Annotated in this window: 19 protein-coding genes; 11 read left to right on the top strand and 8 right to left on the bottom strand. The window is 70.0% G+C overall.

What is annotated here, in order from left to right:
- On the bottom strand, positions 1 to 1,628 hold a 1,628-nt coding region (locus tag VM938_01970), incomplete at its 3' end, for a M1 family metallopeptidase (GenBank protein HVF73789.1).
- Between the two features lie 32 nt (positions 1,629 to 1,660).
- Here VM938_01970 and VM938_01965 point away from each other — a divergent pair.
- Positions 1,661 to 2,644 (top strand): adenosine kinase, encoded by a 984-nt coding sequence (locus tag VM938_01965; protein ID HVF73788.1) that lies wholly within the window; start codon positions 1,661 to 1,663, stop codon positions 2,642 to 2,644.
- On the opposite strand, the gene VM938_01960 is transcribed toward VM938_01965, so the two are convergent.
- Positions 2,617 to 3,390: an enoyl-CoA hydratase gene (locus VM938_01960; GenBank protein ID HVF73787.1), complete on the bottom strand. Its 774-nt coding sequence runs from the start codon at positions 3,388 to 3,390 to the stop codon at positions 2,617 to 2,619. The two genes, VM938_01965 and VM938_01960, sit on opposite strands and share 28 nt — an antisense overlap.
- Before the next feature lie 26 nt (positions 3,391 to 3,416).
- Here VM938_01960 and VM938_01955 point away from each other — a divergent pair, with 26 nt between their 5' ends.
- Complete coding sequence (locus VM938_01955; GenBank protein HVF73786.1) at positions 3,417 to 4,313, top strand: glycerophosphodiester phosphodiesterase; 897 nt, start codon at positions 3,417 to 3,419, stop codon at positions 4,311 to 4,313.
- 17 nt (positions 4,314 to 4,330) lie between these two features.
- Here VM938_01955 and VM938_01950 read toward each other — a convergent pair whose 3' ends face one another.
- Positions 4,331 to 5,881 carry a carboxyl transferase domain-containing protein gene (locus tag VM938_01950; protein HVF73785.1) on the bottom strand — a complete coding sequence of 517 codons (1,551 nt, stop codon included), beginning with the start codon at positions 5,879 to 5,881 and terminating at the stop codon, positions 4,331 to 4,333.
- Positions 5,878 to 6,414 carry a hypothetical protein gene (locus VM938_01945; GenBank protein HVF73784.1) on the bottom strand — a complete coding sequence of 179 codons (537 nt, stop codon included), beginning with the start codon at positions 6,412 to 6,414 and terminating at the stop codon, positions 5,878 to 5,880. The genes VM938_01950 and VM938_01945 overlap by 4 nt, the downstream gene beginning before the upstream one ends.
- Before the next feature lie 31 nt (positions 6,415 to 6,445).
- Between VM938_01945 and VM938_01940 the strand changes: the two genes are divergently transcribed.
- The 4 genes from VM938_01940 (at position 6,446) to rsmI (ending at position 9,819) form a co-directional block, all read left to right on the top strand.
- Entirely contained in the window at positions 6,446 to 7,459 is a 1,014-nt protein-coding gene (locus tag VM938_01940) for a GNAT family N-acetyltransferase (GenBank protein HVF73783.1), read from the top strand.
- 118 nt (positions 7,460 to 7,577) lie between these two features.
- Positions 7,578 to 8,654: a redox-regulated ATPase YchF gene (gene ychF, locus VM938_01935; protein ID HVF73782.1), complete on the top strand. Its 1,077-nt coding sequence runs from the start codon at positions 7,578 to 7,580 to the stop codon at positions 8,652 to 8,654.
- The gene (locus tag VM938_01930) at positions 8,654 to 8,986 is read left to right on the top strand and encodes a DUF192 domain-containing protein (GenBank protein HVF73781.1); all 333 of its coding nucleotides are present in this window, start codon (positions 8,654 to 8,656) and stop codon (positions 8,984 to 8,986) included. The genes ychF and VM938_01930 overlap by 1 nt, the downstream gene beginning before the upstream one ends.
- On the top strand, positions 8,983 to 9,819 hold the full coding sequence (gene rsmI, locus VM938_01925; protein HVF73780.1) for a 16S rRNA (cytidine(1402)-2'-O)-methyltransferase: 837 nt from the start codon (positions 8,983 to 8,985) through the stop codon (positions 9,817 to 9,819). Before VM938_01930 ends, rsmI begins: the two co-directional genes overlap by 4 nt.
- Here rsmI and VM938_01920 read toward each other — a convergent pair.
- Positions 9,816 to 10,055 carry an AbrB/MazE/SpoVT family DNA-binding domain-containing protein gene (locus VM938_01920; protein ID HVF73779.1) on the bottom strand — a complete coding sequence of 80 codons (240 nt, stop codon included), beginning with the start codon at positions 10,053 to 10,055 and terminating at the stop codon, positions 9,816 to 9,818. The genes rsmI and VM938_01920 overlap by 4 nt on opposite strands.
- 37 nt (positions 10,056 to 10,092) lie before the next feature.
- Here VM938_01920 and metG point away from each other — a divergent pair, with 37 nt between their 5' ends.
- From metG to VM938_01895, 5 genes are all read left to right on the top strand, one after another.
- The gene (metG, locus tag VM938_01915; GenBank protein ID HVF73778.1) at positions 10,093 to 11,592 is read left to right on the top strand and encodes a methionine--tRNA ligase; all 1,500 of its coding nucleotides are present in this window, start codon (positions 10,093 to 10,095) and stop codon (positions 11,590 to 11,592) included.
- Positions 11,593 to 12,360, top strand: coding sequence for a TatD family hydrolase (locus VM938_01910; GenBank protein ID HVF73777.1), 768 nt, complete (start codon positions 11,593 to 11,595; stop codon positions 12,358 to 12,360). It abuts the gene before it with no gap.
- A gap of 217 nt (positions 12,361 to 12,577) precedes the next feature.
- Positions 12,578 to 13,033 (top strand): septal ring lytic transglycosylase RlpA family protein, encoded by a 456-nt coding sequence (locus VM938_01905; GenBank protein HVF73776.1) that lies wholly within the window; start codon positions 12,578 to 12,580, stop codon positions 13,031 to 13,033.
- 17 nt (positions 13,034 to 13,050) lie between these two features.
- Entirely contained in the window at positions 13,051 to 13,836 is a 786-nt protein-coding gene (gene rsmA / locus VM938_01900; protein ID HVF73775.1) for a 16S rRNA (adenine(1518)-N(6)/adenine(1519)-N(6))-dimethyltransferase RsmA, read from the top strand.
- Positions 13,827 to 14,507: a 4-(cytidine 5'-diphospho)-2-C-methyl-D-erythritol kinase gene (locus VM938_01895; protein ID HVF73774.1), complete on the top strand. Its 681-nt coding sequence runs from the start codon at positions 13,827 to 13,829 to the stop codon at positions 14,505 to 14,507. The genes rsmA and VM938_01895 overlap by 10 nt, the downstream gene beginning before the upstream one ends.
- An 11-nt stretch (positions 14,508 to 14,518) precedes the next feature.
- Here the strand turns inward: VM938_01895 and VM938_01890 are convergent, their stop codons facing one another.
- From VM938_01890 to VM938_01880, 3 genes are read right to left on the bottom strand one after another with little or no spacing between them, the layout of a single operon-like run.
- Positions 14,519 to 15,085 (bottom strand): hypothetical protein, encoded by a 567-nt coding sequence (locus tag VM938_01890; GenBank protein HVF73773.1) that lies wholly within the window; start codon positions 15,083 to 15,085, stop codon positions 14,519 to 14,521.
- The gene (locus VM938_01885) at positions 15,063 to 15,845 is read right to left on the bottom strand and encodes an ABC transporter ATP-binding protein (protein HVF73772.1); all 783 of its coding nucleotides are present in this window, start codon (positions 15,843 to 15,845) and stop codon (positions 15,063 to 15,065) included. The genes VM938_01890 and VM938_01885 overlap by 23 nt, the downstream gene beginning before the upstream one ends.
- Entirely contained in the window at positions 15,845 to 18,922 is a 3,078-nt protein-coding gene (locus VM938_01880) for a branched-chain amino acid ABC transporter permease/ATP-binding protein (GenBank protein ID HVF73771.1), read from the bottom strand. Before VM938_01880 ends, VM938_01885 begins: the two co-directional genes overlap by 1 nt.
- Positions 18,923 to 18,930 lie beyond the last annotated feature (8 nt).

Genomic DNA, 18,930 nt, shown 5'->3' with positions numbered 1-18,930 from the left:
CCGAGCAGCTCGCTGTCGTAGCTCGTGCGGTAGAACCCGGACGCGCCGTCGTTGGCCATGACCCAAGCGACCTTGCCGCCGAAGTCGAGCGTGGCCGACTCGTCGGAGAGCAACAGGCGGCGGCGCTGCTCGGCGCCGTCGACGCCGGCCCTGATCAGCACCGGGATCTGCCACCGGATGTCGGCGTCGTCGTCGCTGGCGCGGTAGCGGAACCGGCGCTGGCGGAGCACGACTGACGACCCGTCCTCACCGCAGTCGACTCGGAGAACGGGGTGGCCTCCTTGGAAGATCCACGAGTCCATCGTCGCTCGGACGGGCTCACCAGACGCTTCCTCGATCGCGTCCCAGAGATCGGTCGTCTCCGCGTTGCCGTACTCGTGGGCGCGGAGGTAGTGGCGGATGCCGTCGCGGAAGCGGTCTTCACCGAGGTACTGCTCGAGCATCCGGAGAACGGCACCGCCCTTTTCGTAGGTGAGGATGTCGAACATCCCCTCGGCCTCGGACGGCTTCTCGACCGGGAACTCGATGGCGCGAGTCGTCGCCAACCCGTCGGTGAGGAGGGCGGACGCGCGGTCGAGCCCGAACGAGGACCACCGCTCCCAGTCGGGACGGAACTGGTCGACACCCATGATCTCCATGAAGGTGGCGAACGCCTCGTTGAGCCAGATCCCGTTCCACCACTTCATGGTCACCAGGTCGCCGAACCACATGTGGGCGATCTCGTGGGCCACGACGTCGGCGATCCGCTCGAGTTCGACCCGCGACGCCGCGGCGCGGTCGGTGAGCAGCACGCTCTCGCGGAAGGTGACGGCCCCGAGGTTCTCCATGGCGCCCATGGCGAAGTCGGGCAGGGCGATGAGGTCGAGCTTCTCGGCCGGGTAGGGGATGCCGAAGTACGCCGTGAAGTAGCGCAGTGAGTGGGCGGCGATCTCCAGCGCGAAGTCGGCCAGGTGGTCCTTGCCCGGCACGCACACCACCCGCACCGGGGTGCCGTCGACGTCGAGGGGCTCGGTGGCCACCAGCGGCCCCACCACCAAGGCCACAAGGTACGTCGACATCTTCATGGTGTCGGCGAAGCGCACCTGGCGCTTGCCGTTGCCGAGGTCTTCGTCTTCGGCGATCGGCCCGTTCGACACCGCGAACAGGTCGTGGTCGACGATGAGGGTGACCGAGAACACGGCCTTGCGATCGGGCTCGTCCCAGCACGGGAAGGCCCGGCGGGCATCGGTGGCTTCGAACTGGGTGGTGGCGATGGTGCGGACCTCGCCGTCGTCGCCCGTGAACGTCGAGCGGTACCACCCGCGCAGCGACTCGGCGATCACGCCGGTGAAGGTGGCGTGCAGCCACCACTCGCCCGGTGCCACTTCCTCGTCGAGGGTGAGCACGGCCCGCTCCTCGTCGAGGTCGTAGGAGACGCTCGCCGGGATGCGCCGCCCGTCGTCGGCCACCAGCTCGGCTTCGAGGATCTCCAGGTCCAAGGCATTGAGCACGACCTGGCGCACCGGCTCGTGAACGGTGACGTGCACTCGCTCCTCGCCTGCGAACGTGAAGCGCTCGAGGTCGGGGGTCAGCGTGAGCTCGTAACGATGGGGCTCGACGTCGCGGGGCAGGCGGTAAGTGGGCTCCACGGGCCGACACTAACGCCACTACCGTCGCCTCCATGTCGCTTGTCGCCCCTGACCTGGACGTCGTCGCGCTGGGCAGCGCCATCGTCGACGTCATCGCCTCCACCGACGACCAGACGCTGGCCGCATACGGCTTGGCCAAAGGCACGATGGCCCTCGTCGACGCCGACCGCGCCCAGCAGCTCTATGCCGAGATGGGCCCCGCCGTCGAGGTCTCGGGCGGCTCGGCCGCCAACACGGTGGCGGGCGTGGCGTCGTTCGGCGGCGCAGCGGGTTTCATCGGCAAGGTGCGCGACGACCAGCTCGGTGAGGTGTTCGCGCACGACATCCGCTCCATCGGCGTCCACTACGACACCCCGCCTGCGACGGCGGGCGAGCCCACGGCACGCTGTCTCGTGTTGGTGACGCCCGACGGCGAGCGCACCATGAACACGTTCTTGGGCGCCGCCACCGGCCTGCACGCGGACGACGTGGACCCCGCCGTAATCAAGCGGGCCAAGGTCACCTACCTGGAGGGCTACCTGTGGGACCCGCCCCAGGCGATCGACGCCTTGCGCCGCGCCGTGGCCGTGGCCCACGAGGCCGACCGCTTGGTGGCCTTCACCTTGTCGGACCCGTTCTGCGTCGACCGTCATCGGGACGAGTTCCTCGAGCTGATCGCCGGTGATGTCGACGTGTTGTTCGCCAACGAAGTCGAGATCCTCTCGCTGTTCCAGGTCGACGACGTGAAGGAAGCGCTGGAACGGGCGCGCGACGTGTGCCAGGTGACGGCGGTAACCCGCAGCGAGCACGGCTCTGTCGTGGTGTCAGGCGGCGACACCGTGGTGGTGCCCGCCGTGCCCGTGGAACGGGTGGTCGACACCACGGGCGCGGGCGACCTCTACGCCGCCGGGTTCCTCTTCGGATTGGCGCGGGGCGAGTCGTGGCAGCGGTGCGCCGAGTTGGGGAGCCTGGCTGCCGCCGAGGTCATCTCCCACATCGGCGCTCGTCCTCAGGTGCCGCTGGCGTCGCTGGCCTGAGCCCGGCCCCGGTCCACGATGGCGGCCCGGCGGCGGGCAACCTCGGCGGGATCGAAGCCCACGTTGAACTCCCGTTGCGCTTGCGACTCCCGGCGGAAGCCTTCCTCGGTGGTGAGCCCCACGATGCGCTCGTAGGAGGCGCGAAACGCCTGCACCGTGGCACCGTCGTTGCCGGCGATGTCGAGTGCCAGCCGCCGGGTTTCGTCGAGCAAGCGGTCGTGGTCGACGAGGCGGTTGACCAACCCGAGGGCCAGCGCTTCTTCGGCATCGACGAAGTTGCCGGTGAAGCTCATCTCACGTGCTTTGCGGATGCCGACCGCCTGCGGCAGCAGGACGGTCAGGCCCCAGCCGGGGAGGATGCCCACACGGGCGTGGGTGTCGGCGAAGCGAGCCCGCGGCGACGCCACGAGGAAATCGCACTGCAGGGCGAGCTCCAACCCACCGGTGATGGCAGGGCCGTTCACGGCGCCGACGACGGGCTTGCGGGTGCGGGCCCACGGGCGGCCGCTGGCTGTGCCGCCCCTGAGGTTCTCACCGGTCCCGCCCAGTTCTTTGAGGTCGAGCCCGGCACAGAAGGCGGGGTCGGCACCGGTGATCACGATGGCAGCCACGTCGTCGCGAGCGTCGAGCTCCGACATGGTGGTGTCGAGCGCAGTGATCAGCTCGCTGTCCAGGGCGTTGCGGGCTTCGGGTCGGTTGAGGGTGACGACGGCGACGCCGTCGGCTACATCGAGTGCGAGGACCATGAGGGGCGAAGCTAGCTTCACCCGTCATGGACAACGTGTGGCTGGGCCGCCGGGTGTTGAACTACGCCCACCAAGGCGGGGCGCGGGAGCAGCCGTCGAGCACGTTGGCGGCTATGCGGGCGGCGGTGGCCACCGGTGCGCACGCCTTGGAGCTCGACGTGCATCCCACGGCCGACGGGGAGTTGGTGGTGTGCCACGACGCCACGGTCGACCGCACGACGAACGGCACCGGCCGCATCACCGAGATGACGCTGGCCGACGTGCAGGCGCTCGACAACGCCTACTGGTGGCGGCCCGGCGAGGTCGTCGACCACGAGTCCGGTCCGTGGCCCTTACGGGGCCTCGCTCCCGACGACCCTGCGTACCGCATCCCGTCGCTGCACGAGGTGCTCGACGCCTTCCCCGGCGTGTACCTGAACCTCGACATCAAGGAGACGACGGGCTACGAGGCGACGCTGGCCGCCGTGCTGCGGGAGCACGGGCGCAGCGACGACGTGATCGTGGCCTCGTTCCACGACATCGCCACCGAGCGGTTCTCGGCGTGCGCGCCCGAGGTCGGCACCTCGGCGGGCACCATGGCCACCGCGGCGTTCTACTTCGCCGTCCGCGACGGCTCCCCGCCGCCGCCTACGTCGCATGTCGCCCTCCAGGTGCCGCCCGCCCACGGCGACACGGTGATCGTCGACGAGCGCTTCGTCGCCGCCGCCCACGAAGCAGGCCTCGCCGTGCACGTGTGGACCATCGACGAGCCCGAGGAGATGCGCAGGCTCATCGCCCTGGGCGTCGACGGGGTGATGACCGACCGGCCCTCCGTCCTGGCCGATGTCCTAGGAGCCGAGCCGATAGGCGAGGCGACCAATGAGCACAGCGCCTGTCTCGGCGGCCCCAGGCCGCCGAGAAGACCTACGGCGCGTGGCGGGTGACCTATCCGCGCAACTCCTTACGGACGGAAGGGGCGGGCTGACGGGCCGCTTCCCCGGAGCGGTGCCGCCAGTTCGGCGAACTCGCAGAGCAACGGGCGGGTGTCGCGAGGGTCGATGATCTCTTCGACGAGGAACGCCTCGGCGGTGCGGAACGGGGAGCGCACCAGGTCGAGCTTGGCTTGTATCTCCGCTCGCAGCGCGTCGGGGTCGTCGGCCGCTTCCAACTGCGCCTTGTAGGCGGCCTCGATGCCGCCCTCCATGGGCAACGAACCCCAGTCGCCCGACGGCCAGGCGTAGCGGTACGACAGGCGGGCGTGGTTCTGATGGGCCGCGCCGGCCACCCCGAAGGCCCTCCGCAGGATGACCGAGCACCACGGCACGCTCGCCTGGTAGACGGCGGCCAAGGCGCGGGCGCCCGCCCGGATGGTGCCCGCTTGCTCGGCCGCTGTCCCGATGACGAAGCCGGGCTGGTCGACCAGGTGCACCACGGGCAGATGGAAGGTGTCGGCCAGGTCGACGAAACGGGCCACCTTCTGCGACGCCTCCGCCGTCCACCCTGCGCCGTAGTGGTACGGGTCGGACGCCAGGACGGCCACCGGCCACCCGTCGAGACGGGCCAGGCCGGTGACGGCGGAGCGTCCCCACAGTTTGCCCATCTCGAAGAACGAGCCCGCATCCACCAACGACTCGATGACGGGGCGGATCTTGAACGCGCTGCGGCGGTTCTTGGGGACGGCGCCGATGAGCCAGTCGTCGCGTCGCTCCGGGTCGTCGGCCTGCGGCCCTCGGGGCGGGGCGTCGTGCACCGACGAGGGGAGGTAGGCGAGGAAGCGGCGGGCCAGCTCGAAGGCTTCGTCCTCGGACGCCGCCTCGGCGTCGACCACGCCGTTGCGGGCGTGCACGTGGCTGCCGCCCAGCGTCTCCTTGTCGACCTCCTCGCCCAAGCGGGCCACCACCGGCGGACCGGCGACGAAGACCTGCGAGGTGCCCTTCACCATCACCGAGAAGTGGCTCGTCACCACCCGGGCCGCCCCCAGGCCCGCCACGCTGCCGAGGGCCAGCGACACCACGGGGACGGTGGCCAGGTTGGCCACCACCCAATCCCACCCCGGGTTGAACGGCACGTAGGTGCGGCCCATTGATTCCAGCGACTTCACCGAGCCGCCCCCACCGCTGCCGTCGACCAGGCGGACGATGGGCAGCCGCAGTTCGTTGGCCATCTGCTCGGCCATGACCTGCTTCTGCCAGATGGAGGCGTCGGCGGCGCCACCCCGCACGGTGAAGTCGTCACCGCCCACCACCACTGGGCGGCCCTCGATGCGCCCGCGCCCCATGACGAAGTTGGTGGGTGTCAGGTCGACCAGTTCGGTGCCGTCGTAGACGGCCCGGCCCGCCAGGGCGCCGACCTCATGGAAGGTGCCGGGGTCGAGCAGCCCGTCGATGCGCTCGCGCACAGTGAGCTTGCCCGCCGCGTGCTGCCGTTCGACCTTCTCGTGGCCGCCCATGTGATGGGCCATCGATTCGCGACGGCGCAGCTCGGCGACTTCGGGTTCCCAGTTGTCGGTCACTGCTTCGAGATGAAGGCGATGGGCACGGTGGAGCCGGCCGAGCGGGCAAGGGTGGCGATACGGCGCCCGGGTTGCACGGCGTCTTTCACCGCGCCGAGGCGGTCACCCAGGAAGGCGGCGGTGGCGTCGAGGTCGTGCACGGTGAAGGTGATGCCCCACAGGCCCGACTGCTCCATAGGGCCCACCACTTCGAGGATCACCGGGCCGAGCCGGAAGAAGGCTTGGCGTACGCCGTTGCCCGCCTCGCGGATGCGCCGCAGGTTGTGGCCGCCCGCCACCAGCGTGTCGACCGTGGCATCGAGGTCGGGCGTAGCCATGACCACATGGTCGATGTCGGTCACGCCGTTGGGGTGGTCGGGGGTGGGCGGGCCGCCGGCGCCGTCGCGCAGCTCCCAGCCCGACAAGCCCGGCTCAGCTTGGCCCAGCCGCAGCGCCACCCCGCTGACGGCGACGGCGCCGTCGGCCACCACGAAGCCCGTCGACTCCCACACCTCGGGCGGGTCGCCGACGAGGAGGGCTGCTAATTCCCGCACATCGGCGACGCTAATTCGCTACACCGGAGCCATGCGCATCGAACTGCTCGACGAACAGACGGCGCCGGAAGCGGACCTGCGCGCCGCCTACGAGGTCGCCCGAGCCAACGAGCTGGAGCTCACCCCCGACTGGGAGCCCGACTCGTGGGAGGACTTCCTGGCCCAGGCTCGTCACCCGCTGTCGTGGCGACGGACGACGCGTTGGGTCGCCCGGACCGACGACGACACCATCGTCGGCACCGTCGTGCTCATCTGCGCGTACCTGTCCACCAACCGCCACGAGGCAGAGCTGTGGCTCGACGTGGCGCCCATGGCCCGGCGCCGCGGCGTGGGCCGTTCGCTGCTGCGGGCCGCCGCCGAACACGCACTGGCCGACGGGCGCACCCTGCTCGACAGCGGGTGTCGGGAGCACGGGACCGGTCCCGCCTTTGCCGAGGCAGTGGGGATGGTGGCCAAGCTGCGGGAGCGCCGCAGCGGGCTGCGCCTCGACGGGCTCGACCGGGGGTTGTTGGAAAAGTGGGCAGCGCCGGTGCCTGGCTACGAGCTGGTGTCGTGGGAGGGGCCGACGCCCGCCGAGTGGGTGGAGCGCATGGCGCGGGCCGAGGCGGTCATGAACACGGCGCCGCTCGAGGACTTCGAGATGGAGCCGACAGTCCTCACCCCCGACGAGTTGGTCGAGCGCGACACAGCTCGGGTGGCGCAGGGCACAACGATGTGGACGGTGGCGGCCGTCGACGCCGTCACGAACGAGGTCGCCGGGTACACCGAGATCGGCTTCGTGCAGGGGCGAAGCACCGTCAGCCAGGGCAACACCGGGGTGTGGCCCGAGCACCGCAACCACGGCTTGGGCAGGCTGCTCAAGGCCGAGATGCTGCTACGGCTGCTCGACCGGCGTCCCGACGTTTCCGCCGTCGAGACGTGGAACGCAGGGAGCAACGAGCCCATGCTGAAGATCAACGTCGAACTCGGCTTCGAGGTCGTCGACTGGTGGTGGAACCTCCAGGGATCGACGACCGACGTGCTGAAGCGAACGACTGGGCCTTAGCGGCCGCAGTTCGGCTTCTTGCCGTGGTTGGCCTTCTTCTTGGCCCGGAGCTTGCGCTTGTTGGTTTTCTTCGACATGACGAGAAGCCAGGGTAGACGTTGCCGGTAGCCTTCGGGAAATGGAGCGTCTCGGCATCGTCGGCCTACCCAACGCCGGTAAGTCGGCTTTGTTCAATGCGTTGACCGGCGGCTCGGCTGCTGTCGCCCCCCACCCGTTCTCCACCACCGAGACCAACGTCGGTGTGGCGCAGGTGCCCGACCACCGCCTCCTGGCGCTGTCGGAGATGAGCCAGAGCCGCAAGACCGTGCACACCACCGTCGAGTTCGTCGACATCGCCGGCCTGGTGGCGGGCGCCTCGTCGGGCGAGGGCTTGGGCAACCGCTTCCTGGCGGGCATCCGCGAGGCCGATGCGTTGTGCCTGGTGCTGCGAGCCTTCGTCGACGAGAACGTCGTGGGCGACACCGACCCCGTGGAAGACCTCCAGGTGCTGGAGCTCGAACTGGTGTTGGCCGACGCCTCCACGGTCGAGAACCAGGTGGAGAAGCGCCGCAAGGCCGCCCGGTCCGACAAGTCGTTGCTGGGCGAGGTCGCGGCGCTGGAGGCGGCGCTTGAGGTGTTGCAGGGCGGCACGCCGATCTACCGCAGCACGCTCGACGCCGACCAGCGCACCTTGCTCAAGTCGTTCTTCCTGCTGACCAACAAGCCGATCCTCGCCGTGGTGAACCTGGGCGAGGACCAAGTGGCCGACATGGAGACGATCGTGAAGCCGGTCGCCGAAGAACTGGGCGACGTGTCGGAGGTGCTCGGTGTCAGCGTGCAGTTGGAGTCGGAGACGGCGCAGCTTCCGCCGGAGGAGCGGGCCGAACTGCTCGAAGGCCTCGGGTTGGGCGAGGGCGCGCTGCCCCGCGTGGCGCGGGCCGCCTACCACCTGCTCGGGCGCCGCACGTTCTTCACCACCGGCGACAAGGAATCGCGAGCGTGGACGTTCCGGGCCGGTGCCAAGGCGCCTGAGTGCGCAGGCGTGATCCACTCCGACCTGCAGCGGGGCTTCATCCGGGCCGAGGTCATCCACTGGGACGAGCTGTTGAAGCTGGGCTCGTGGTCGGCGGCCAAGGACGTGGGCAAGTTGCGCGTCGAGGGCAAGGAGTACGAAGTCGTCGACGGCGACGTGCTGGAGATCCGTTTCAACGTCTGATGCCCTGGCTCTTGCGTGAGGGGGAGGTGCTGGCCGCGCTGGAGGTGGCCGACGCGCGCTCGTCGCGGCGGCGGGGGCTGTTGGGCCGTGACTCCTTCGAGGGTGCGTTGTTGCTGCGGCCCGCCCGTTCGGTGCACACCGTCGGCATGCGCTTCGCCATCGACGTCGCCTACTGCGACGGCGACCTGCGCGTGCTGGAGACGGTGTGCATGGCGCCGTGGCGAGTGGGCAAGCCCCGCCTCAAGGCCCGCTCGGTGATCGAAGCCGAAGCCGGCGCCTTCGACCGCTGGGGGCTTCATGCGGGCGACGCACTCGAAATGAAGGGCGGATGACCGAGCCGCCGTCCCGGGACTCGAAGCCCGCGTTGGTGGTCGTCGGTACGCCGATCGGCAACCTCGGCGACCTGTCTCCCCGCGCTGTCGAGGCCCTGCGCAGTGCGGACGTCATCTGCTGCGAGGACACGCGGCACAGCCGCAAGCTGTTGACGCACGCCTCCATCAGCGGGCCGCGCCTCGTCGCTGTCCACGAGCACAACGAGGCCGAACAAGCCGAGCGGGTGGTCGAGTGGGTGGCCGCCGGCAAGCGGGTCGCCCTCGTCACCGACGCCGGCATGCCCGCAGTGTCGGACCCGGGCGAACGGGTCGTCGCCGCCGTGATCGCCGCGGGCCTGCCCGTCGAGATCGTGCCCGGCCCTTCTGCCGTACTCACCGCACTGGTGCTGAGCGGGCTGCCCAGCGACCGCTTCGTGTTCGAAGGCTTCCTGCCGCGCAAGGGCAAGGAGCGCGCCGCCAGGCTCGCCGCAGTGGCAGCCGAGCCGCGCACGACGGTGATCTACGAATCGCCGTACCGGGTGGCCCAGACCATCGACGACCTGGCCAAGGCGTGCGGCCCGGAACGCCGAGCTGCCGTGGCCCGTGAGCTCACCAAGCTCCACGAACAGGTGCAGCGCGGCACGTTGGGGGAGCTCGACATCGGCGAGCCCCGCGGCGAGTACGTCATCGTCGTGGAGGGCGCGCCACCGGCGCCGCAGGAAGTCGACGTCGATGCCGCGTTACGTCGTCGGCTCGACGCGGGCGACGACAAGAAGACGGCCGTCGCCGCCGTGGCCGCCGAGCTCGGCGTGCCCAAGCGCGAGGTCTACGCCGCGGCGCTGGAGCTCGGTTAGCCGGACAAGCCGGCGGCGCAGGAGGTGCATATCTGCTTCTGCCGGTAGGGCCGCAGGTTCTCCGTGCCCTCGCAGAACACGCACCGGACTTCCACCTTGCGAAGGTGGATGCTGCCCCCGTCGACAGAGATCTCCATCTCGTCGCCAGGGCGGATGCCGAACAGCCTGCGCATCTCCACTGGCAGCACGATCCGGCCGAGGTCGTCGACTTTCCTTGCGATCCCGGTTGCATTCACGGCCTGCACCCCCTTGAACCGTCGGTACTGTAGGCCGGTGGCCCGTTTCTACGTCACTACGCCGATCTACTACGTCAACGACGCCCCGCACATCGGCCATGCCTATACGACCGTCATTGCCGACGCCTTGGCCCGCTGGCATCGCCTGCTTGGTGACGAGGTGTTCTTCCTCACCGGAACCGACGAGCACGGGCTGAAGGTGGCGCAGACGGCGGAGAAGAACGGCGTCAGTCCGCAGGACTGGACCGACCGTACCAGCGAGCGGTTCCGAGACGCATGGTCGACACTCGACATCGCCTACGACGACTTCATCCGCACCACCGAGCCGCGTCACTACGCCACCGTGCAGGCCTTCCTCCAGCGCATCCACGACAACGGCGACATCGAGCTCGGCTACTACGAAGGCCTGTACTGCGTGGCCTGCGAGGACTACTACACCGACGCCCAGGCCCCCGACGGCAACTGCCCCATCCACGGCCGCCCCCTCGACCTGCTCAAGGAGGAGAACTACTTCTTCAAGCTGAGCCGCTACGAGCAGCGCCTGCTCGACTGGTACGAGGCGCAGCCCGAGTGCGTGCTGCCGGAGTCGAAGCGCAACGAGGCCCTCGGCTTCATCAAGCAGGGCCTGCACGACATCTCCATCACCCGCACGTCGCTGACGTGGGGCGTGCCGGTGCCGTGGGACGACAAGCACGTCTTCTACGTCTGGTACGACGCGCTCATCAACTACTGCACGGCCATCGGCTACGGCGTCGACGACGAGCGCTTCGCCACGTGGTGGCCGTCGGTACACCACCTCATCGGCAAAGAGATCATCCGCTTCCACTGCGTGTGGTGGCCCGCCATGTGCATGGCCGCGGGCATCGACCCGCCCGCCCAGGTGCTCGTGCACGGCTGGCTGCTGGTGGGCGGCGAGAAGATGTCGAAGACCAAGCTCAACCAGATCGCGCCTGCCGACCTCGTGGCCGACTTCGGCGTCGACGCCTACCGCTACCACTTCCTGCGCGACCAGGCGCTGGGGCCCGACGGCGACTTCTCCTACGAGGGGATGGTCGCCCGTTACAACGCCGATCTGGCTAACAACTTCGGCAACCTGCTGTCGCGGGTGGCCACCGTCGTGGCCAAGAAGTGCGACGGCATCGGCCCTGCGCCGCGGGCCGACAGCCCGTTGGCCCCGCTGGCTGCGGAGTCGTACGCGGCGGCCGCCGAGGCGTGGGCGCGGCCTGCGCCCAACGACGCCCTCGATGCCGTGTGGCGCTTGATCCGCGAGACCAACGCCTACCTGGAAGACAACGAGCCGTGGAAGGCACCGCCCGGCCCTGAGGTCGACGCCGTGATGGGCGACGCCCTGGAGGCGCTGCGCATCGTGGCCGTGTTGGCGTCGCCCGCCATGCCCTCCGCGTGCGACGAGCTGTGGCGGCGCCTCGGGCTCGACGGCTCGCCCCGCGACCAACTCTTGCCGGAAGGCGCGGCGTGGGGCGGCTACCCCGGCGGCGTGACGGTGACCAAGGGCGACCCGCTGTTCCCCCGCAAGTAGATGTGGGCCGACAGCCACTGCCACATTCCGTACGAACGCCTCGACGACCCGCCCGTCGTGATCGCGGCAGCGCGGGCGGCGGGCGTCGGGAGGCTCGTCACCATCGGCACCGATGCCGGCCAGTCGGCGGCGGCCATCGAGGTGGCCCGTGCCTTCGACGACGTGTGGGCGTCGGTGGGGCTGCACCCGCATGACGCGGTGAACGGCGTGGCCACCATCGTCGACCTGCTCGACGCACCTGAGGTCGTGGCCGTGGGGGAGTGCGGCCTCGACTACCACTACGACCACTCGCCTCGCGACGTGCAGCGGGCCGCCTTCGCCGAGCAGGTCCGTCTGGCGCATGAACGCGACCTGGCCCTGGTGATCCACACCCGCGAGGCGTGGGACGACACCTGGTCGATCCTGGCGGCCGAGGGCGTACCCGAGCGCACCGTGTTCCACTGCTTCACCGGCGGCGCCTCCGAGGCCCGCCGTTGCCTCGACCTCGGCGCCTACCTGTCGTTCTCCGGCATCGTCACCTTCAAGGCGGCCACCGACGTGCGTGAGGCGGCTGCGTTGTGCCCCCTCGATCGCCTCTTGGTCGAGACCGACTCGCCTTACCTGGCACCGGTGCCGCATCGCGGCCAGACCAACCAGCCCGCCCTCCTGCCCTTCGTCGGTGCCGCAATAGCCGATGTGAAAGGGGTGGCGGTGAACGCTGTCGAGGCGTCCACATGGGCGGCCACCGAGGCCGCGTTCGGCTTGCAGGCCCCTGCGAACCCCTCCTAGGGTCGTGGACTAGTCACTCCTGGCGAGTAGCTGTCCCCAAAGGAAGGGTGGAGTCCTGAGGACAACGAACGCTCAGGGGAGACGGCGCGTGGTCTCGTTGTTGTTGTGCGCAGGCCTGTTGTCCGTGCCGCTCCTCAGTACGCGTCTGGGTAGTGGGCCGGCAACGACCTCGGTAGAGGTCGATGCCTCGTCCGCCGCTGCCGACCTGGCAGCACGCATGGAGCCAGTCCGGGCCTCCCGGTCGGCTGCTGCGACGCGCCTGCTCCCCGACGAGGACCAGGTCACGACCACGACCGAAGCGCCTGTCACCACCACGACTGCTGAGGTTGTCGTGGTCAAGGCGGCGGTGACGACGACTACCACGGCCAGGCCCAAGCCGACCACGACCACCACGCGGCCCAAGCCCACCACCACGACCACCACCAAGCCGCCGCGGCAGCAGACGGGCAAGGCCTCGTGGTACCAGACCGACAACGGCACCTGTGCGCATCGCACCCTGCCGTTCGGCACCATCGTCAAGGTCACCAACCTGGCCAACGGGTTGACGACAAGCTGCCGGGTGGCCGACCGGGGTCCCTACATCGACGGCCGCATCATCGACCTCGACCGCGAGGACTTCGACCGCATTTCCAGCACCTCGACCGGAGTGATCGACGTCCGCATCGAGTGGTGACGCTTTCCCGCCGTGACGTGAGCGAGCTGCTCGCCGGTCACGGCCTCCGCCCCAGTCGGGCTTTGGGCCAGAACTTCGTTGCCGACCCCAACACGGTGCGGCGCATCGCCCGGTTGGCCGAGGTGGGCGAAGGCGATCGGGTGGTGGAGATCGGCGCCGGGCTCGGCTCGCTCACCCTCGCCTTGGCCGAGACGGGCGCATCGGTGGTGGCTGTCGAGCTCGACCGTTACATCGCCCCGGTGCTGCGCTCCGTAGTGGAGCCCGTCGGCGTGCGGGTGGTGGAAGGCGACGCCATGTCGCTCGACTGGCCCGCACTGTTGGGCGACGACGGGTGGGTGCTGGTGGCCAACCTGCCCTACAACGTGGCGACCCCGTTGGTCCTCGACCTGCTCGACGACGTGCCGCAGATCCAGCGCATGCTGGTCATGGTGCAGCGGGAAGTGGGCGAGCGCATGGCAGCCGGGGTGGGTGACGAGGCCTACGGCGCCGTCTCGGTGAAGGTGGCGTACTGGGCTCGGGCTCGGGTCGTCGGACGGGTGCCGGCGTCGGTGTTCGTGCCCCAACCCCGGGTGGAATCGGCGTTGGTGTCGATCTCGCGACGGGATGCGCCCGCCGTCGACGTCGACCGGGCACGGTTGTTTGAACTCGTGCGGACCGGGTTCGCGCAGCGGCGCAAGATGCTGCGCCGGGCGCTTGCCGGGGTGGTCGACGAATCCGTGTTCGAGTGCGCCGGGGTGCGGCCCGAGGCGCGGGCCGAGGAGCTCGACGTCGAGGCGTGGGGGAGGCTCACGGCGTGCTCGTGATCGTCAAGGCCTACGCCAAACTGACCCGCTCGTTGCGGGTGGTCGGCGTGCGCGACGACGGCTACCACCTGCTCGACGCCGAGATGGTCACCCTTGACCTGTGCGACGAGCTGGCCTTTACCGACGGGGTGAACGACTTGCCCGCCGACAATCTCGTGTCGCGTGCACTGGCGGCGGTGGGACGCGATGCGCATGTGGCGTTGACCAAACGCATTCCCATGGGAGCGGGCCTCGGCGGCGGTTCGGCCGACGCCGCTGCCGTCCTGCGGTGGGCCGGGTGCCCCGACCTGTCGGTCGCCGCGTCACTGGGCGCCGACGTCCCCTTCTGCGTGGTCGGCGGCCGTGCGCGTGTCCGAGGGATCGGCGAGGTGGTCGAGCCGCTGCCGTTCGAGCCGATGACGTTCACTTTGCTGACACCGCCGCTCCACGTGTCGACGCCCGCGGTGTACGCCATGTGGGACTCGCTCGGAGGCCCGTCGGCCGACGGCCCCAACGACTTGGAGCCCGCTGCGCTGGCCGTGGAGCCGGCGCTGGCGCCATGGCGCGACCGGCTGGGCGACGCGACCGGAATGACGCCGGTCCTGGCAGGCAGCGGCGGTACGTGGTTCGTGGAAGGCGAGTTCCCCGGTGATGGCCGAGTGGTGGCGCGGACGACGCCGGCCGTCGGCTGAGCCGAGGGTCGTCAGCTTTCGGCCGGGTGGTCGGGGAAGTCGGTGGTGGGGGGAAGCCCGGCCCGCCGCCGTGCGGCCTGGAGTTGCATGCTGGCTTCGTTGTAGAGGACGGCTCCCTGCTGGGCGGCGGCAGCACCCCGTTCGATCAGTGCCGTGCGCTCTGCCCCTGTGACCGTCGTCGCCTGCTCGAACAGGCGGGCCGCGTCGAGGTAAGGGTCGACCGCTCGCCGGAACGCCGTCACGATCGGCCTGAGGTCGTCGGAGGTGCGGATGCCCTCGATGCGCCCGGCGATGTCGGAGAGCGAGGACTGCCATGCCCGGGCCTCGCCGCCGATGAGCTCGTCGGGCACGCCCTCGGGCGCCTGCAGGTCGGCGACGGCGGCCCGCATGCCCTGTATCTCCAGCCGCCCCCAGTGCTGCGTCGGGCCGCGCAGCGCCTCCTGCAGCGCCTCGACCTCACGGGCCGACGGTCTGTCGTTCCGGGGCGCCACCAGCACGCCGACGCCCACTGCCAACGCCAGCACCACCACGGCGCCGAGGACGAGGCGACGGGATTTACCGGTCGGCTTGGGCGGCACGGCGGCGGCGTGGGCGGGCGGAGTCGGCCTGGTGCGGCGTCGCCGACTCGCCGAGGTACGACGCCACCAGGCTCTCGTCGGCCAACAGGTCGCTGCTGCGGCCCTCCACCACGACCTCGCCCTTTTGGAGGACGTAGGCGCGGTCGGTGTTGCCCAACGCCATGTGCACGAACTGCTCTACCAACAGGACGGCGGTGCCTCGTTGGTTCACGGCCCGCAGAATGTCGAACAGCTGGTTGACGATCAGCGGCGCCAACCCCAGCGACAACTCGTCGACCAGCAACAGCTTCGGGTTCGACATGAGCGCTCGGGCCACCACCAACATCTGCTGCTCGCCCCCCGAGAGGGTGGCGGCCGCCTGGCCCGCCCGCTCGCGCAGGATCGGGAAGTACGCCGTGGCCTCGTCGATGCGCTCTTCGACCAGGTTGCGCTGCTTGCGCTTGGAGTAGAAACCGAGGCGGAGGTTCTCCTCTACCGACAGCGCACCGAACAGCTCGCGCCCCTCCGGAACGTGGGCGATGCCGTGCTCGACGACCTCGTGCGAAGGGAGGCCGTGCACGGGCTGCCCGTCGAACTCGATGGTGCCGTGCCGGGGAGCGAGCATCCCCGAAATGGTCCGCAGCGTCGAGGTCTTGCCCGCACCGTTGGCGCCCACCAGCGCCACCATCTCGCCCTCGTCGACGTGCATGGTGACCGAGCGCAGGGCCTGTACCGGCCCGTAGAAGACGGAGATGTCGGAGACCTCGAGGAGTGTCGCCATCAGCCGACCGCCACCGGCGTGTTGGGCTCGCCCAGGTACGCAGCGACCACTTGCGGGTCCCGCTGGATATCGGCGGGCTCGCCGGTGGCCAGCATGCGGCCGCGGTTGAGGACGTACATGTAGTCGCTCACCGACGTCACCATGCGCACGTCGTGCTCGATCAGCAGGATCGACACGCCGAGCTTTTCGCGAACGAACAGGAGGAGCTCGGAGAGGCGGTCGGTCTCCTTGTTGTCGAGGCCTGAAGCGGGCTCGTCGAGCATCACGACGGGGGCACCGGTGACCAGGGCGCGGCCGATCTCGACCATGCGGAGGGTGCCGAACGGGAGCCCCGCTACCGGACGGTCGGCGATGTCCTCCAAGCCGAGGAATCGCACGACGCGACGGCACGTGTCCTCCGACGCCAGCTCGGCGTGCAGGGCCTTCTTGGTCACGACCACGTGGGAGAACAGGTTCGACGGGTTGTGGAGGTGAGTCGCCACCAACAGGTTCTCGAACACGGTCAACTCGGGGAAGAGCTGAATCACCTGGAAGGTGCGGCCCAGGCCGCGGGCGGCGCGGTCGTGCACCGGCAGGTCGGTGACGTCTTGCCCGAACAGGCGGACCCGGCCCTCCGTCGGGCTGTTGAGCCCGGAGATGGCGTTGAACAAGGTGGTCTTGCCTGCACCGTTGGGGCCGATGAGACCGACGATCTGGCCTGCGTTGACGGTGAGGGAGGCGTTCTCGACCGCGGTGAGTCCGCCGAAGCGGACGGTGATGCCCTCGGCTTCGAGGACGGGGCCTGTGACGTCGATGCGCTCGGCCAGCTCCAGCTCGGCGAGGACTCGGGCTCGGTCGTCGAGCACCGGTGCGTGGCCGTTGGTGGGCAGCGCCAGGACGTGGTCGGCGTCGACGCCGTTGGCCGACGGCAGGGTGTCGGTCAGGAACCGCCCGGTGGGACGGACGATCGCCGTGTGGGGCGTTGTGGTGCGGGTACGCCGAGGTAGCCGCTCGGCGATGCGGGTGCGCAAGGTCTCCAAGGCGGGTCCGCCCCGCTCGGCGGATGCGCGGCGCGCGGATCCCAGGGCGACACGCGCGCGCTCGGCTAGCGCCTCTTTCCGCACCTTTAGCGCCCGCACGGCCCGGTGGTCGCGGTGGCGCTCGGACAACCTGCGCACGTCGCCGGGGATGGCGGCCAAGCCGCCCGGATAGACGAGCAGGATCAGCGCCAGCAGCAAGGCCGAGACCAACTGGAGGTACTCACCGAGCGCAGGCACGCGGAAGAACACCTCGCTGAGGCCGGCGAACACGATCGACGCGGCGACTGCGCCGCCGAGGCTGCGCAGGCCGCCCACGACGGCGATGGCGAGGAACAACAGTGAGGCCTGCAACGAGAACTGGGCAGGCACCACGGTGGTCTGATGGGTGAGGATCAGGTTGCCGCCGAGGCCGGCGATGAAGCCGGCCGTGGCGAAGGCCACGAGCTTGTAGCGGATGACGTCGATCCCCAGTGAGGCGGCGGCCATCTCGGAGCCGCGCACGGCGGAGAAGGCCCGTCCCGTCTTGGAGTCGCGCACGTTCAACAGGCCGAACAGCACCGACGACGCCGCCGTGAGGATCACGAAGTAGAACGTGCGCCGTTCCCGGAAGTCGAAGAAGGGAAAGCCGCCGGCGATGCCCACCGGGTCGGCGTCGACCGAGGCGGTGCCGCCCTTGCCTGCGAACCACGGGACGACGAAGAGGTACTCGTCGGCCATCCAGGCGAAGATCAGGGTGGCGACGGCGAGGTAGAGGCCACGCACCCGAAGGGCGACCACGCCGAGCAGGCCGGAGGCGGCAGCCGACAGGCAGGCGGCGAAGAGCAGGCTGTAGGGAAAGCCGATGTCGAGGTGACGGCTGAGCAGCGCCGAGCCGAAGGCGCCGACGCCGACGAAGGCGGCCTGCGACAGCGAGATCTGGCCGACCCAGCCGGTGAGCAGGACGACCGAGGCCGCCACCATGAAGTACGAGCCGGCAAGGACGGCATCGCCCAAGAGGGAGAAGGTGTCGAGCGGGCGCAGGAACGTGGGCACGCCCACGAACGGCCAGGCGATGAGGACCACCAGTACGACGTAGCGCAGGAGGCGGCGGCGTCCGTGCGGCGCCTGGATGCGTGACTCGTCGAAGGCGGTGTTGGCGGCGCCCCCGACGTCGCCCGCCAAGGCGGCGCTGGTATCGGCGGCCGAGAACTTGCCGCCGCGGAAGTACATGGTGACGAAGGCGATGATCGTGAGTACCAGCTGCGGCATGCCGACCTGGCCGGCCAGGCCGCCGAGGCCGGGGATGAGCTTGAAGGCGGGCACCATGCCCTGGGCGGCGCCCACGGCGGCGGCGCCGACGAGCGCGCCCGGCAGGCTGCCGAGCCCGCCGAGGAGGGCGGCCACGAAGGCGGGCAGCATCTGCAGCGACAACGAATAGGGCTGGAGGTTGGTGACGCCGGCGAGCAGGATGCCCGCCAGCCCGGCCAGCGCGCCGCCGAGCATCCAGGCCAGGCGGGCCATCTTCTCCGGGTTGATGCCCATGAGGCCTGCGGCCTTGGGGTTCTCGGCGGCGCCGCGCATGGCCAGGCCGATACCGGTGAAACGGAAGAGGGCGAAGAACCCTGCGGCCGACAGCAGTGCCACGGCGAACAGGCCGAGCTGGCCCCAACGCAGCAGCGAGCCCGCCACGGAAATGCCACCTTCGGGGAAGACGCCGGGCGCCCGCTTGGAGCCGGACCCCCAGATCTGAGCGGTGGCGGCGACAACCAAGCCGTAGACGGCGACGGTGCCGACGGTCTGGGCCGTCTGGCCTTGGCGGGCCAGCGGACGGACGAAAAACCGCTCCACGGCGGCGCCGAGCCCGGCGCCCGACGCCACACCGAGCGGGAGAGCGAGCAGCATCGGCACACCGCGGCCGCTCAACTCGAAGGTCACGTAGGCGGGCAGCATGGCCATGGCGCCGTGGGCCAGGTTGAGCACCTTCGAGGCGCGGAACACCACGACGATGCCGATGGCGAGCATGGCGTACGCGCCGATGAGCGGCAGCGACAGCAGCAGGTAGACGAAGAAGTCGGTCATCTGTCGGG

The organism is Acidimicrobiales bacterium (assembly GCA_035536915.1).
Lineage (GTDB): Bacteria > Actinomycetota > Acidimicrobiia > Acidimicrobiales > JAHWLA01 > JAHWLA01.
This window is presented reverse-complemented; position numbering and strand designations above follow the sequence as displayed.

Coding starts and splice junctions, on each gene's coding strand:
- VM938_01965 (HVF73788.1), top strand. CDS start 1,661: ATGTCGCTTGTCGCCCCTGACCTGGACGTCGTCGCGCTGGGCAGCGCC.
- VM938_01960 (HVF73787.1), bottom strand. CDS start 3,390: ATGGTCCTCGCACTCGATGTAGCCGACGGCGTCGCCGTCGTCACCCTC.
- VM938_01955 (HVF73786.1), top strand. CDS start 3,417: ATGGACAACGTGTGGCTGGGCCGCCGGGTGTTGAACTACGCCCACCAA.
- VM938_01940 (HVF73783.1), top strand. CDS start 6,446: ATGCGCATCGAACTGCTCGACGAACAGACGGCGCCGGAAGCGGACCTG.
- ychF (HVF73782.1), top strand. CDS start 7,578: ATGGAGCGTCTCGGCATCGTCGGCCTACCCAACGCCGGTAAGTCGGCT.
- VM938_01930 (HVF73781.1), top strand. CDS start 8,654: ATGCCCTGGCTCTTGCGTGAGGGGGAGGTGCTGGCCGCGCTGGAGGTG.
- rsmI (HVF73780.1), top strand. CDS start 8,983: ATGACCGAGCCGCCGTCCCGGGACTCGAAGCCCGCGTTGGTGGTCGTC.
- VM938_01910 (HVF73777.1), top strand. CDS start 11,593: ATGTGGGCCGACAGCCACTGCCACATTCCGTACGAACGCCTCGACGAC.
- VM938_01905 (HVF73776.1), top strand. CDS start 12,578: ATGGAGCCAGTCCGGGCCTCCCGGTCGGCTGCTGCGACGCGCCTGCTC.
- VM938_01885 (HVF73772.1), bottom strand. CDS start 15,845: ATGGCGACACTCCTCGAGGTCTCCGACATCTCCGTCTTCTACGGGCCG.
- VM938_01880 (HVF73771.1), bottom strand. CDS start 18,922: ATGACCGACTTCTTCGTCTACCTGCTGCTGTCGCTGCCGCTCATCGGC.